Below are 14096 nucleotides of genomic sequence, written 5' to 3'. Positions count from 1 at the left end.
CAGATCATAATATATGTATTAACTGTGAGGTTAAAAAAAGAAAATTTCTTTAGCAAAGATACCTTTCTATAAGAAATGTTTCAACTGCTTATAAATGTCATCAGCATTAATATACACCATTGTGCTATTAGCCGACTTAATGCTGTGCTGTGCTTGTCCATAACCACCAATCAAACCGGGATCTGTGGGGCCAAAAAGGGTAAAGTTGGTTTTATCCAAAGCGGCGGTTAAATGGCTCAGGCCTGTATCGACAGAGACAACTGCTTTTGCATTCGCAATTTGCTGCGCAACTTGCGCGAGAGTTAGTTTCGGTAATACTTCTACAAAATCAAATCCCTCGGCTAGGCGTAATGCCCTTTGCTGCTCATGCTCCGTTCCCCACGGTAATCTGACCTGTACTCCGGTATTTGCCATCAACGTTATTAACTCGCGCCAGTTTTCTTCTGGCCAATGTTTGTCATCACGCGTGGTGGAGTGTAGAAAAATAACATAAGGGTTCATTGCTTCAGGGGAAGATTGTAAAAATTGATGAGCAATAGCATAGTCCCCTTGGGTCGTGGGACATGAATAGCCAAGGCTTGCGGCAAATAATTGGCGAATACGCTCTACCGCATGTTGCTGCTTACTAATTGCATAGCGATAATTATAAAAAAAGCTAGCGAGAGGCTCGCGAATACTGTGGCGGTCATAACCATGTTTTGGACCATGAGCTAACCGAGTGACCAAAAAGGCGCTTTTTAATAATCCTTGTGCATCGATGATTGCATCATATTGATTAGCCTGGATTTGATTGCGAAATTTGGCACGTTCGGCTCTAATCGGTGCAGAAAACCAGTTTTTCCGCCAGCGACGAATAGCCACAGGGATCACTTGGTTAACCGCGCTATGCCATGTTGGAATTTGAGCAAAACCTTCTTCAACTACCCAATCGAATTGAATATTCGGTATGGCTTTCTGCGCGTCGGTTAAAGCGGGTAAGGAATGTAAAACGTCGCCCATAGAGGATGTTTTGACTAAAAGCACGCGCATATTATTCAATACCTATATTTAAACGTGCCAAGGCATCGATAACTAATTGAGGCTGAATATCAATCAAGCTTTGATGATAGCCGCTATCCCCATCGCCTTTGCGAACTTTATGATAGCCACTAATTAAGCGAATAACTTCTGCTTTATTGGACAGTGGAGGCGTAAAGTCAGGGCTACTTGGTCCATAAAGCGCAACTAATGGTTTATCGAGTGCGGCAGCGACATGCATAAGACCAGAGTCATTACTCACAATTGCTTGGCAGGCATCAATCAGGTTTACAGCTTGATCTAATGATGTTTTTCCAGCGAAATTGTGGCAGTGCTGCTGTGCATTTTTAGTTAAACTGCGGCGAATGTCTTCCCCTGCATCATTGTCTTTTTGGGAACCAAAGAGCAAGACTTGATAACCTTTCTCACTAATCATTTTTTCCGCTAAGGCCGCATAATGATAGTGTGGCCAACGTTTAGCGGGACCAAACTCAGCACCCGGACAAAAACCAATAATTGGGCGTGAATGTTCAATATTAAACGTATCCATTACATGAGTGACATCTTGTTTATTTGTCACTAATTTCGGCCAGAGTATTGGTGTTGGGATATCAGTTGCAGATTTAATGATTTGCTTATCATAAGCTAATGCAACATAGCGTTGCACCATCAGTGGAAAAGCGACTTTATTTAATGGGCGAATATCATTGAGTAAACCATAACGCATTTCGCCTCGCCAGCCGGTTCTTTTGGCTATTTTGGCAAAGAAAGGCACCAAGGCAGATTTGAATGAATTAGGTAAAACAATCCCTTGGTCATAGCCATTTTTTCGCAAATTGACGCCTAATCGGCGACGTTCACCAATATCAAGCTTGCCATGACCTAGAGGCATTGGGATTGCTTGGCTGACTTCTGGCATTTTAGCTAATAGTGGACGGCACCACTCAGGCGCCATCACATCAATTTGAGCATGGGGATGCAGTGCTTTTATCGTGCGATATAGGCTTTGCGACATCATCATATCCCCTACCCATGAGGGGCCGACCACTAATATTTTCATAAAACCACTATCGTTATAAAATCGCTAGTTTGATAAAACTAATGCATTTATCAATGAGAATTAATCTTCTTTATTTAGCCAATGCATATATTCGGTGACGCCTTCGGCAACGGTTTTAAACGGCGCGGTATAACCTGCTGCACGTAACTTAGTGAGATCTGCTTGCGTAAAGCTTTGGTAGCGACCTTTTAGTTTTTCAGGGAATTCAATGTATTCAATAGCGACATTTTTGTCTTTATGGAAGCTTGTCACGGCATCAGCAACTGCTTGGAAAGATTCGGCGCGGCCGGTACCACAGTTAAAAATCCCCGAAACATTGTTTTGCCAGAGCCACAGGTTCATTGCGGCTACATCACCGACATAGATAAAGTCACGGCGGAAAGTATCGCTACCTGCAAATAGTTTTGGGCTTTGACCTTCATTAATCTGTTTGTTTAAGTGGTAAGCCACGCTTGCCATGCTACCTTTATGTTCTTCATTAGGACCATATACATTGAAGTAACGGAAGCCACACACGGTTGAATTTGCTTCTGGTAGAATCTCACGAACATATTGGTCAAATTGGAATTTTGAATAACCATAAACATTAAGTGGTTTTTCAAATTCACGTTCTTCAATAAAATTATCGCTACGGCCGCCATAGGTGGCAGCGGATGAAGCATAGAGGAATGGTACTTCACGTTCTAAGCAGTAGTGTAGTAACTCTTTAGAGTATTGATAATTATTATCCATCATATACTTACCATCCCACTCTGTGGTTGATGAGCAAGCACCTTCATGGAAAACCGCATCAATATCGCCAAAATCATCGCCAGAAAGAATACTGACTAGAAAATCTTCTTTATCTGCGTAGTCTGCAATATCAAGGTCAACAAGGTTGGCAAACTTAGTGCCGTCTTTCAGGTTATCTACAACGAGGATATCAGTACGGCCTATATTATTTAGGGCTCTAACAATATTGCTGCCAATAAAACCTGCTCCACCAGTGACTATGATCATTGGGTATACCTCTAATGAGTTAAGAATAAATTGAATAATGTCTTGGCGCGTATAATAACACCTCTTTGCATTGACGACAGTATTAACCCGCCATACTTTGAGTTCCCATTCAATGACTAACAATTCGAATAATTTAGGGTAAAACAACTTCAATGCAGTCAATTATCGTGATCTTGGCTACAAACTTAACTTATTTGCTCACAGATTGTCGCCAGTTGTAGAGACTATTATTAAACTCTGCAAATAGTCACTCTATAGGAATAAATTATGTCGGATCAATTTTATCAGCAGATTAAAGACCAGTTAGTGCAAACTCAGGCGGACGGGTTATTTAAAAATGAGCGAATTATTACCACCTCACAAGATGCGGATATTGGAATTGCTGGGGGAAAGCGGGTCGTTAATTTTTGTGCTAACAACTACCTTGGTTTGGCTAATCATCCAGCGTTGATTGAAGCTGCGAAGCAGGGAATGGATAGCCACGGCTTTGGTATGGCTTCTGTTCGATTTATCTGCGGTACACAGGATAATCATAAAATTCTTGAAAAAAAACTTGCTGATTTTTTAGGCTTTGAAGATGCCATTCTTTATTCATCTTGTTTTGATGCCAACGGTGGCTTATTTGAAACCTTAATGGGGCCTGAAGACGCTATTATTTCAGATGCGCTTAATCATGCTTCAATTATTGATGGTGTTCGGCTTTGCAAAGCTAAGCGGTATCGCTACAGCAATAATGACATGATTGAACTCAAACAGCGTCTGGAAGAGGCGAAAGCCGCAGGTGCTCGCCATATCATGATCGCCACCGATGGTGTTTTTTCGATGGATGGGGTGATTGCAGATTTAAAATCAATTTGTGATCTTGCAGATGAATACCAAGCATTGGTGATGGTTGATGATTCTCATGCAGTGGGTTTTGTTGGTCAAAATGGTCGCGGGAGTCATGAATATTGTGAAGTGATGGGACGAGTCGATATTATCACCGGTACCTTAGGTAAAGCTCTTGGTGGCGCTTCTGGTGGTTATACGGCAGCTAAAAAAGAGGTGGTTGAATGGCTACGTCAACGCTCTCGTCCTTATTTATTTTCTAATTCACTTGCACCCGCGATTGTCGCTGCATCCATTAAAGTCATTGATATGATGGGTGAAGGTCAGGCTTTACGTGAAAAATTATGGCGCAATGCTGTGTTATTTAGAGAAAAAATGACGGCTGCGGGCTTTACTCTTGCAGGTGCCGATCACGCCATTATCCCTGTCATGTTAGGGGATGCCAAAGTTGCTCAAACATTTGCAACTGAGTTACTTAATGAAAATATTTATGTGACAGGATTTTTCTACCCAGTTGTTCCTCAAGGACAAGCGCGTATTCGCACGCAAATGTCCGCTGCACACTCTGAGGAAGATATTTTACGCGCTGTTGATGCATTCACCCGTATTGGCAAAAAACTCAACATAATTAAATAAAGAGAGAATAAGGTCGCCTATGAAAGCACTGTCCAAATTAAAAGCAGAACCAGGTATATGGATGACGGAAGTTCCTAAACCGGAACTTGGACACAATGATGTGATGATTAAAATTCGTAAAACGGCTATATGTGGAACGGATGTACATATCTATAACTGGGATGAATGGTCGCAAAAAACGATCCCAGTGCCGATGGTGGTCGGTCATGAATATATTGGGGAAATTGTTGCTATTGGACAGGAAGTCAAAGGATTTTCTATTGGTGATAGAGTCTCTGGGGAAGGGCACATAACTTGTGGTCACTGCCGTAATTGCCGGGGTGGGAGAACCCATCTTTGCCGCAATACCATCGGTGTTGGGGTTAACCGTCAAGGATGCTTTGCCGAGTATTTAGTTATTCCTGCCTTCAATGCATTTAAAATACCAGATAATATCCCCGATGAAATCGCTGCGATTTTTGACCCGTTTGGTAATGCGGTTCATACGGCACTTTCCTTTGATTTAGTTGGGGAAGATGTTCTAGTTTCAGGGGCCGGCCCAATTGGTATTATGGCGGCAGCCGTGTGTCGCCACGTGGGCGCCCGTCACGTTGTTATCACTGATGTTAATGATTATCGGCTTGAATTAGCTAAGAAAATGGGTGTTTCACGCGCAGTGAATGTTAGTCGTGAAAATCTCAAAGATGTGATGAACGAGCTAGGTATGAAAGAAGGTTTTGATGTGGCTCTTGAAGTTTCAGGTTCTCCGGCTGCTTTTCAAACTATGTTAGAAACCATGAACCATGGTGGCCGCATTGCATTGTTAGGTATTCCACCTGCATCAATGGTGACTGATTGGAACCAAGTTATCTTTAAGGGCTTATTTATCAAAGGTATTTATGGCCGAGAGATGTTTGAGACTTGGTATAAGATGGCGACTTTGGTTCAATCAGGTCTCGATTTATCACCGATTATCACTCATCAATTTTCTATTGATGACTTCCAACAAGGTTTTGACCTGATGCGTTCAGGCCAGTCGGGTAAAGTGATATTGAATTGGGATTAATTTTTATCTTAATTTAACTTAGCAGTTAGTTTCCAGTTACCTCGGTGGTAACTGGAAATGTTTTATATTTATTTTTGTGTGAATAGGGGCGGTTTTTTCTTCCCTAATTTTTCCGTTACCTTTTCGGCTAATAACGGCTGCAATGTTTTATCGTGACAAATTGCCTCAACCACAAACATCAAAAAATTGATCCCTTGCAAGCGTTCGGGTGTTTGTTCAAACTCACAAACGCCGATTTCTAGTGGTACTAATGGGGTTACGACTACTTTAGATTCATTTGACGCAGGGGCAATCGGTTTCTGTGACTGCTCTGGTTTATGGGTAGGTTTATTATTAATATTTTTTTCCGGTAGCATTTTTAATGGTTTATCGGGTTGATTATTACCTGACTGGTTGTTACTTGATGGGTTACCCGTAGATTGTTGTCCAACTAATGCGCTGACAGCAACTAACTCAATGTCCGCAGGTAGCTGAGGAAGATATTTTTGTAAGGCTCTTACAGTTGAAGGGTGAGGGTGACCAATCGCCACCGCACTGCCGTGTTTGCGTGCATAGGCAACCGCTTTATTCAACTGAGTTCGCGTTTCTTCTTCTGACTGATTATTATCAATAAAAATATTGCGTCTGGCGGTTGGTACACCAAACTCTTTTGCCGCATTGACGGCTTGGGTATTGCCAATAGTCACGCTGTCTAAGAAGAATAGATTAGAATGAGATAATGAACGCATCACATTTTTCATCCCTGCTAAGCTCGATGTCATCTCACTGCCCATATGATTATTCATTCCTTTGGCATAAGGCACTCGGCTGATGGCGTTTTTAATGATGCGATCAATCTCGCCAGCACTCATTGATGGCGCTAATGTATCTTTTTCAAGCGGTTGCTTGCTTAATGGTTTCATGGGCATGTGGATCAAAATTTCACGCCCTTGTTGATGTGCTTTTTCAGCCACTTCACGACCATGGGGAGAGCTCGGTAAAATCGCAATTGTGACTGCGGTTGGCAGCGCTAATATTTGGTTATCTTCTTTGACTCGATAGCCAAAATCATCGATAACAATAGCTAATTTTGCTGCACTCGCCTGTAAACATATGATTAATAGTGATAGACCAACAAATAATCTCAGTGGCGAGTGCTTTAACATAATTATTTTCCTAACTTTTTATAGTTGGCTAGGTTACTTTCCTAACCAAGGGCGTGGGTTAACAGTTTTACCCTGCCGGCGAATTTCGAAGTATAGTGAAGGCCGTTCTTGACCTCCGCTACTTCCTACTAATGCAATTGGCTGTCCTGCTCGTACTTCTTGGCCAACATTAACCAAGGCACTTTGGTTATAACCGTACAGGCTCATATCGCCTTTACCATGCTCAACGACTACTACTAATCCGTAACCCTGTAGCCAGTCAGCAAGTAAGACGCGGCCATCTGCGATTGCTTTAACTTGTGTTCCTTCATTGGCGGCAATTACCATGCCTTTCCAACGTAGTTCGCTGGAAATGACATCGCCATAATTATGTAAAGTAGAGCCACGCACAGGCCAAAAAGCTTGGCCCGCAGGGCGACCTAATCCACCTGTTCTCGACATTAGTGAACGTTCACTTTCGGACGGCTTATACGTCGCGCCTTTTTGTTTAGCCTGACGTTCTTTTTGAGCGACTTCAGCGCGGATACGGGCTGCTTCTTTGGCTTCACGTTCTGCTCGTGCTTTGGCTTCACGTTCAGCGCGTACAATTTTATCTCGTAACCTTGCTTCATTTTGTTTCAAAACAGCAAGATTCTTTTGGTCTTCTTTTAAAGTACTTTCAAGGACAGTCAGTGTTTTTTGGCGATCAACTTTTGCAGTATCTAATTTATTTTTTTCTTGTTGCTGCCGTGTAAGCGTCGTTTTTTGCTCTACTAATTTTTTCTGTTCAAGTTGTTTTTGTTGGTTGAGTTCTAAAGTGGTTTCTTCAAGTTCAATAATATTTTTTTCACGAGCTTGATTTAAATAGCTGTAATAAGCCAGTATGCGTTCCTCTCGTTGGCCTTCTTCCCCTTTTAATAATAGGGTGAGGCCTTGATGTTTACCTAAGCGAAAGGCGGCATCCAGTTGTTCAGACAACAATTTTTCTTGTTCAGTTTTCTTTTTTTGTAATCGATTAATATTGCTATTGAGAGAGGTAATTTCACTACCAAGCTGCTTTAATTGAGTTTGAGTTTCATGTAATCCACGGCTTGCAGCAGAAATATTTTTTTCTTGTAGCTTAAGCTGTTCGAGAAGAGCTGATCGTTTAGCTTTTTGTTCTTGAACACTTTTTTCTTTATCCGCAATACTCTTGAGTAGGTCATTTAGTTGACCTTTATTTTCAGTGATCTGATTTGCCATTGCCGTCGGGATAGGCGCGATAGCCAATAAACCCACGCAAAGTAGGGCAGAAGTAATAGCCTGACGAATAAATAATATTTTCATTCGATAATGTGTGTTGGCCATTGTGATAGAACACCTCAATTAAATGCAATAACAGATTATTTCATCTGCAAGTTTTGGTTTCCAGTGTTCTCTTGTAAAAAGGGCTGAAAACATGGGCTAATTAGGATTATTGCTATTTTGACAGATCATCATTAAGTTAAATAATATCCTTTCATTATCAACGATTTTACAGGTATAGCCAGTGTTGATGTGCTTTTTATTACAGAGCGGTCATTTAGCTTACCGTTTAACTTATGTTAAAATACCAGCGCTGAATTTTAAAAGAAAAAGCCTATTTTTTAGAAAACAAAGCTAATTTTGCATACTTTATTATAAAAAAAAACGTGTAGTTTGCGCGAACTGGCTGTAATTAGCTCAACACAAAGGTATACTCTGAACCCTTTGATATTCGTTTTTAACTAACGGGAGTAATTGCCCCCCATGATCCAAGAAATCATGCAATTTGTAAGCCGGAACATGTTATTGAGTCTGGTTTGGATAGCGCTATTAGTTGCCGTGGTCGTAATGACCTTTAAAGGCCTTTTCTCAAAATCTAAAGTGATTGCTCGCTCTCAGGCGATCACACTTATTAATAAAGAAGAGGCAGTTATTGTAGACTTACGGACTCGTGAAGATTTCCGCAAAGGACACATTATTGATTCTATCAATTTAACGCCGTCTGAAATTAAAGATAATAATTTAGGTGAGTTGGAAAAACATAAACAAAAACCTATTATTATTGTTTCAGGTAGTGGTATGGAATCAGCAAAACCTGCGGAACAATTAGCACAATACGGTTTTGAAAAAGTTTTTGTCCTGAAAGAAGGGATCGCTGGTTGGGCAGGTGATAACCTCCCACTAGCTCGTGGCAAGAAGTAGCTACTGCGCATAGTGGTTCTCAAGTTGTATGTGCAACTTGGGTAGCGCAATGCAGAGAACCCCTCTGTAGCTCAAAATGACAGGTATTCCCTTAAATTATTTGAGTTACAGGTAGGCAGCAAATTAAGATATCCAAGGAGCATACACCAGTATGTGACTTGGGTAGCGCAATGCAGAGAATTCCTCTGTAGCTCAAAATGATAGGATTTCCCTTAAATTATTTGAGTTACAGGTAGGCAGCAAATTAAGATATCCAAGGAGCATACACTAGTATGTGACTTGGGTAGCGCAATGCAGCGAACACCCCTGTAGCTCAAAGAATAACAGGGAAAAATCATATGGAAGTTAAAAGGTACTATAACTATGTCAGAACAAAACAACTCAGAAATGGTATTTCAAATTCAACGCATCTATGCAAAAGACGTTTCATTTGAAGCACCTGGCGCACCACATATTTTTCAACACGAATGGCAGCCAGAAATTAAATTAGATTTAGACACTTCTTCAAACCAACTGTCAGAAGGTGTTTATGAAGTTGTTTTGCGTGTGACAACTACGGCAACATTGGGCGAAGAAACCGCTTTCCTGTGTGAAGTTCAACAAGCAGGCGTTTTCTCTATCGAAGGTATTGATGGCACTCAAATGGCACATTGCTTAGGTGCGTACTGCCCGAACATCCTGTTCCCATATGCACGTGAAGCAATCACTAGCTTAGTGGGTCGTGGTACATTCCCACAATTGAACTTAGCGCCAGTAAACTTTGATGCATTGTTCATGAACTATTTGCAACAGCAACAAGGCGAACAAGCGCAGAACTCAGAAGCCCAACAGGACGCTTAATGAAGACTGCTTCAATGACAGTAATCGGTGCCGGCTCGTACGGCACCGCTTTAGCCATCACTCTTGCGCGTAATGCGCACCAAGTGGTGCTATGGGGACATGATCCCGCTCATATCCGTAAATTAGAACAAGATCGCAGCAATCAGGCATTTTTGCCGGGCGTTTCTTTCCCTGATAGTTTATCCCTCGAAACGGACTTAAAACAGGCTGTTGAGGCGAGTCTGAATATCTTGATAGTCGTACCTAGCCATGTTTTCGGTGATGTACTCAAACAAATCCAACCTTATCTTCGAACCGGCGCGCGTATTATTTGGGCGACCAAAGGTTTAGAAAGAGATACCGGGCGTTTGTTGCAGGATGTGGCACGTGAGGTATTAGGCAATGAAATTCCGTTAGCTGTATTATCTGGACCGACTTTTGCTAAAGAGCTTGCCGCAGGTTTACCGACGGCGATTTCAGTCGCGGCGAGTAACAGCCAATTTGGCGACGAGCTACAGCAGTTATTCCATTGTGGTAAAAGCTTTCGTGTTTACAAAAATCCCGATATGGTTGGTGTTCAGCTTGGTGGTGCCGTGAAGAACGTCATTGCCATTGGCGCCGGTATTTCAGATGGTATGGGATTTGGTGCCAATGCACGTACTGCTTTGATTACCCGAGGATTAGCTGAAATGAGTCGTCTTGGCGCTGCCCTCGGCGCAGACCCGTCTACTTTTATGGGAATGGCTGGGTTGGGTGATTTAGTGTTAACTTGTACCGACAACCAATCTCGTAATCGTCGATTTGGTATGATGCTTGGGGATGGCATTAGTGTGGCCGATGCCGAAAAAGAAATTGGTCAAGTGGTTGAAGGTTACCGCAACACTAAGGAAGTGAAAGCGCTTGCTGAGCGTGCGGGTGTTGAAATGCCAATCACTGAGCAGATTTATCAAATCCTCTACTGCCATAAGAATGTACTTGAAGCTGCGCAGGCGCTACTTGGCCGAGCAACCAAAGATGAAATTGCGGATGTACCAAAATAAATATAACTGTGAGTGAGTGATTATGTCGCGTGAAGAACTAGATAGAATTTGGGGGTTCATTAAAGATGAAGCGAAGTCGCTCGCTGATTGTGAACCTTTGCTAGCCAGTTTTTTCAATGCGACATTACTTAAGCACGATAACTTAGGCAGTGCTCTGAGTTATATGTTGGCGAATAAATTAAGCTCACCCATCATGCCTGCAATGGAAGTTCGTGAAATTGTTGAAGAAGCTTATCGCAACGATGAACAAATGATTTTTTCTGCCGCCATGGACTTAGCGGCAGTCCGTTTGCGTGACCCGGCTGTTGATAAGTATTCGACACCGCTTTTATATCTTAAAGGTTTCCATGCACTACAAGCTTATCGTATAGGACATTGGCTCTGGAATGAAGGTCGCCAAGCGTTAGCGGTTTATTTACAAAATCAGATTTCAGTGACTTTTGCGGTAGATATTCATCCCGCAGCTAAAATTGGTTGTGGCATCATGCTTGACCACGCAACGGGTATTGTTATCGGTGAAACCGCAATTGTCGAAAACGATGTGTCGATTTTGCAATCAGTGACATTAGGCGGTACCGGAAAGACTTGTGGCGATCGTCATCCAAAAGTTAGAGAAGGGGTGATGATTGGTGCAGGGGCTAAAATCCTCGGTAATATTGAAATCGGCCGCGGCGCAAAAATTGGCGCAGGCTCAGTCGTACTTCACCCCGTGCCACCTCATACCACTGTTGCCGGTGTTCCAGCGCGTATTGTCGGTAAACCAACCAGCGACAAACCTTCTTTCGAAATGGATCAAAACTTTAATGGCAGTATTTATGGTTTTGAAAATGGCGATGGGATTTGAGTTGTGGGAAGGAATAAAAGGTAGATGGAGTATTCACTATCGATGTTATTTTTTAAAAGTGTGTCTTCTGAATACATTCCCCAATTTAAACTGAGTAATCGATTTATTTAAATGTTCGGCACAGACAGTCTCCTATCCCTCTAAATAATTTGAGCGGTATGTAGGCGACAAACGGGGCTATTTCAAGGAGCATACACGAGTATGTGACTTGGGTAGCGGAGTGAAGTCAACACCCATACCGCTTGAAGTATGACGAGGGATTCTAGTCCTTTAACAAAGCCCCTGCATACCCCAACTGCCGCCATGCTTCAAATACCACGACCGCTACTGAATTAGACAAATTCATGCTACGGCTATCAGCTAGCATTGGAATACGAATTTTTTGCTCCATTGGCATATTATCAAGCACATAAGGCGGCAAGCCGCGGGTCTCAGGCCCAAACATCAAATAATCATCTTGTTGATAGCTGACATTGCTGTGGCTAGGCTTACCTTTGGTGGTTAACGCAAACACACGAGCGCCAGTAGCTGACTGATTATTATCAGGATTCAAACCTTCGCTTTCTAAAAAAGCAAAGTAATCATGATGATGTTTGATATCAGCAAACTCACTGTAATCCAAGCCTGCGCGGCGTAGGCGTTTATCATCCCATGTGAAACCTAATGGATGGATAAGATGTAAACTAAAGCCCGTATTGGCACAGAGACGAATAATATTGCCCGTATTTGGCGGTATTTCTGGTTCGAACAAAACAATATGTGGCATAACGTTAGATAAACTTTTAGCTAGAAAGTGAATAAATGATAACGCAGAGTTTACGCGCAAATTTCACAAGTTGCATTAATAGAGGCAAATAAAAAAGCGAGCTAATATAAATTGAGCTCGCTTTTAGATGACTGTACTTTGGGATACTTAACTTGCTTTAAGCTTTATATCCATTTGGATTTTGGGACTGCCAGCGCCAACTATCATCTACCATATCTTGCACTGAATATTGTGCTTTCCAACCTAAATCTTTATAGGCTTTATCAGGGCTAGACCAACATTCAGCAATATCACCAGGGCGACGCGCGACAATCTCATATTTAATTGGTTTATCTGACGCTTTTTCAAATGCGGATATGATTTCTAATACGCTAGTACCTGTGCCAGTTCCCAGATTATAGGTATGCAATCCCGCTTTTGTGCTTACTTTATTTAAAGCGGCAATGTGACCATCAGCTAAATCCATCACGTGAATATAGTCACGAACGCCAGTACCATCGGGTGTTGGATAATCATTACCAAACACCATAACTTTAGGATGGCGACCAACAGCAACTTGGGCAACATAAGGCGCTAAGTTATTTGGGATGCCTTGAGGGTCTTCTCCCATAGTGCCCGATGGATGTGCGCCAACAGGGTTAAAATAACGCAATAGTGTTAATGACCAATCATTTTGGGCAATATATAGGTCGGAGAGAATACGCTCAACCATATACTTGCTTGTTCCATATGGATTAGTTGTTCCACCAACTTTGGATGCTTCAGTTAATGGAACTTCTTCTGGATCGCCATAAACTGTCGCCGAAGAGCTAAAAATTAAGCTTTTCACACCCGCTTTTTTCATACTTTCGACTAGCACCAAAGTACCGTTAACATTAACGTCATAATACTCAATCGGTTTTTGTACTGACTCACCCACTGCCTTTAGCCCAGCAAAGTGGATCACTGAACTGATTTGATGCTGAGCAAAAATAGTATCAAGAATGCGGCTGTCGCGTACATCTCCCTGATAAAAGGTTGGTCTAGTACCCGTGATAGCTTCAATTCGGTTGAGTACTTCAAGGTTCGCGTTATGTAGATTATCTAAGATAATCGGTTGCATACCTTGCTCAATCATTTGTACACAGGTATGGCTGCCAATGTAGCCCAGACCGCCAGTCACTAAAACTTGAGGGTTATTCATCATAACGTCCTTATTTGATTAATATTCATAAACATAGTTATAGTCATCTGAACGCGCATCAATACCATTGAGGATCACACCAGTGATTTCAATATCATTTTGTTTGAAACGTTTGATTGATAGCTCAACATCTTTAACTGTATTCACACCATAGAAAGCAATCAGTAATGAAGTACCGACGTATTTACCGATAATGGCTGAGTCAGTAATGGCTAAGATAGGAGCAGTATCAATCACTACAATGTCATACTGACTTTTCACTTTGTCGAGCAGTTGTTTAAAACGCTCACCCATTAGTAATTCAGAGGAGTGGGAAACATTTTTACCGCGACAAATCACATCAAGGTTTTCAATCACGTTTTCATGAATTGTCGGAGAAGTCATATCCTTTTGAGATAGATATTCAGACAGCCCTATTTTATTATTTAAACTAAAGGCTTTGTGAATACGACCTTTACGTAAGTCGGTATCAATCAATAAGACTTTTTTACCTGCATTGGCTAATACCACTGCCATATTTGAGGTAACAA

The 14096-nt window shown here is 41.8% G+C and carries 14 protein-coding genes; 6 read left to right on the top strand and 8 right to left on the bottom strand.

From position 1 onward, the window contains the following. Window positions 1-66: 66 nt before the first annotated feature. The 3 genes from rfaC to rfaD are packed head-to-tail and all read right to left on the bottom strand — an operon-like array spanning window position 67 to window position 3076. On the bottom strand, window positions 67-1029 hold the full coding sequence (gene rfaC, locus ACTH6U_RS07675) for a lipopolysaccharide heptosyltransferase RfaC (RefSeq protein ID WP_294110128.1): 963 nt from the start codon (window positions 1027-1029) through the stop codon (window positions 67-69). A 1-nt stretch (window position 1030) separates the two neighbouring features. Beyond that, window positions 1031-2077: an ADP-heptose--LPS heptosyltransferase RfaF gene (gene rfaF / locus ACTH6U_RS07670; protein ID WP_294110129.1), complete on the bottom strand. Its 1047-nt coding sequence runs from the start codon at window positions 2075-2077 to the stop codon at window positions 1031-1033. 60 nt (window positions 2078-2137) lie between these two features. Then, on the bottom strand, window positions 2138-3076 hold the full coding sequence (gene rfaD, locus ACTH6U_RS07665; protein WP_441831942.1) for an ADP-glyceromanno-heptose 6-epimerase: 939 nt from the start codon (window positions 3074-3076) through the stop codon (window positions 2138-2140). Between the two features lie 267 nt (window positions 3077-3343). Here rfaD and ACTH6U_RS07660 point away from each other — a divergent pair, with 267 nt between their 5' ends. Together ACTH6U_RS07660 and tdh are read left to right on the top strand one after the other, a co-directional pair. Beyond that, a complete protein-coding gene (locus ACTH6U_RS07660; protein WP_441831941.1) occupies window positions 3344-4540 on the top strand; it encodes a glycine C-acetyltransferase in 1197 nt (398 codons plus the stop codon). Window positions 4541-4559: 19 nt separating this feature from the next. After that, window positions 4560-5585, top strand: coding sequence for an L-threonine 3-dehydrogenase (tdh, locus tag ACTH6U_RS07655; RefSeq protein WP_294110135.1), 1026 nt, complete (start codon window positions 4560-4562; stop codon window positions 5583-5585). A gap of 68 nt (window positions 5586-5653) precedes the next feature. Here tdh and ACTH6U_RS07650 read toward each other — a convergent pair whose 3' ends face one another. Continuing rightward, window positions 5654-6730: a divergent polysaccharide deacetylase family protein gene (locus ACTH6U_RS07650; protein WP_441831940.1), complete on the bottom strand. Its 1077-nt coding sequence runs from the start codon at window positions 6728-6730 to the stop codon at window positions 5654-5656. Window positions 6731-6763: 33 nt separating this feature from the next. Next, complete coding sequence (envC, locus tag ACTH6U_RS07645; RefSeq protein WP_294110139.1) at window positions 6764-8056, bottom strand: murein hydrolase activator EnvC; 1293 nt, start codon at window positions 8054-8056, stop codon at window positions 6764-6766. Between the two features lie 420 nt (window positions 8057-8476). Between envC and ACTH6U_RS07640 the strand changes: the two genes are divergently transcribed. The 4 genes from ACTH6U_RS07640 to cysE all read left to right on the top strand — a co-directional run bounded on the left by ACTH6U_RS07640 (window position 8477) and on the right by cysE (window position 11617). Then, window positions 8477-8914 carry a rhodanese-like domain-containing protein gene (locus tag ACTH6U_RS07640; protein WP_294110140.1) on the top strand — a complete coding sequence of 146 codons (438 nt, stop codon included), beginning with the start codon at window positions 8477-8479 and terminating at the stop codon, window positions 8912-8914. 363 nt (window positions 8915-9277) lie between these two features. Further along, window positions 9278-9754 carry a protein-export chaperone SecB gene (gene secB / locus ACTH6U_RS07635; RefSeq protein WP_294110142.1) on the top strand — a complete coding sequence of 159 codons (477 nt, stop codon included), beginning with the start codon at window positions 9278-9280 and terminating at the stop codon, window positions 9752-9754. Next, a complete protein-coding gene (gene gpsA / locus ACTH6U_RS07630) occupies window positions 9754-10773 on the top strand; it encodes an NAD(P)H-dependent glycerol-3-phosphate dehydrogenase (protein WP_294110147.1) in 1020 nt (339 codons plus the stop codon). The genes secB and gpsA overlap by 1 nt, the downstream gene beginning before the upstream one ends. A gap of 22 nt (window positions 10774-10795) precedes the next feature. Next, window positions 10796-11617: a serine O-acetyltransferase gene (cysE, locus tag ACTH6U_RS07625; protein ID WP_336431013.1), complete on the top strand. Its 822-nt coding sequence runs from the start codon at window positions 10796-10798 to the stop codon at window positions 11615-11617. A 262-nt stretch (window positions 11618-11879) separates the two neighbouring features. Here cysE and trmL read toward each other — a convergent pair whose 3' ends face one another. The 3 genes from trmL to ACTH6U_RS07610 all read right to left on the bottom strand — a co-directional run. Next, window positions 11880-12383, bottom strand: coding sequence for a tRNA (uridine(34)/cytosine(34)/5-carboxymethylaminomethyluridine(34)-2'-O)-methyltransferase TrmL (gene trmL, locus ACTH6U_RS07620; protein WP_294110151.1), 504 nt, complete (start codon window positions 12381-12383; stop codon window positions 11880-11882). Between the two features lie 157 nt (window positions 12384-12540). Further along, window positions 12541-13566, bottom strand: a complete 1026-nt coding sequence (gene galE, locus ACTH6U_RS07615) for a UDP-glucose 4-epimerase GalE (RefSeq protein ID WP_441831996.1) — start codon at window positions 13564-13566, stop codon at window positions 12541-12543. Window positions 13567-13584: 18 nt separating this feature from the next. Continuing rightward, window positions 13585-14096, bottom strand: a 512-nt coding sequence (locus ACTH6U_RS07610; protein WP_441831939.1) for a polysaccharide biosynthesis tyrosine autokinase, incomplete at its 5' end; no start/stop codon positions are given.

This window comes from Providencia sp. (genome assembly GCF_052096715.1).
GTDB lineage: Bacteria > Pseudomonadota > Gammaproteobacteria > Enterobacterales > Enterobacteriaceae > Providencia.
This window is presented reverse-complemented; position numbering and strand designations above follow the sequence as displayed.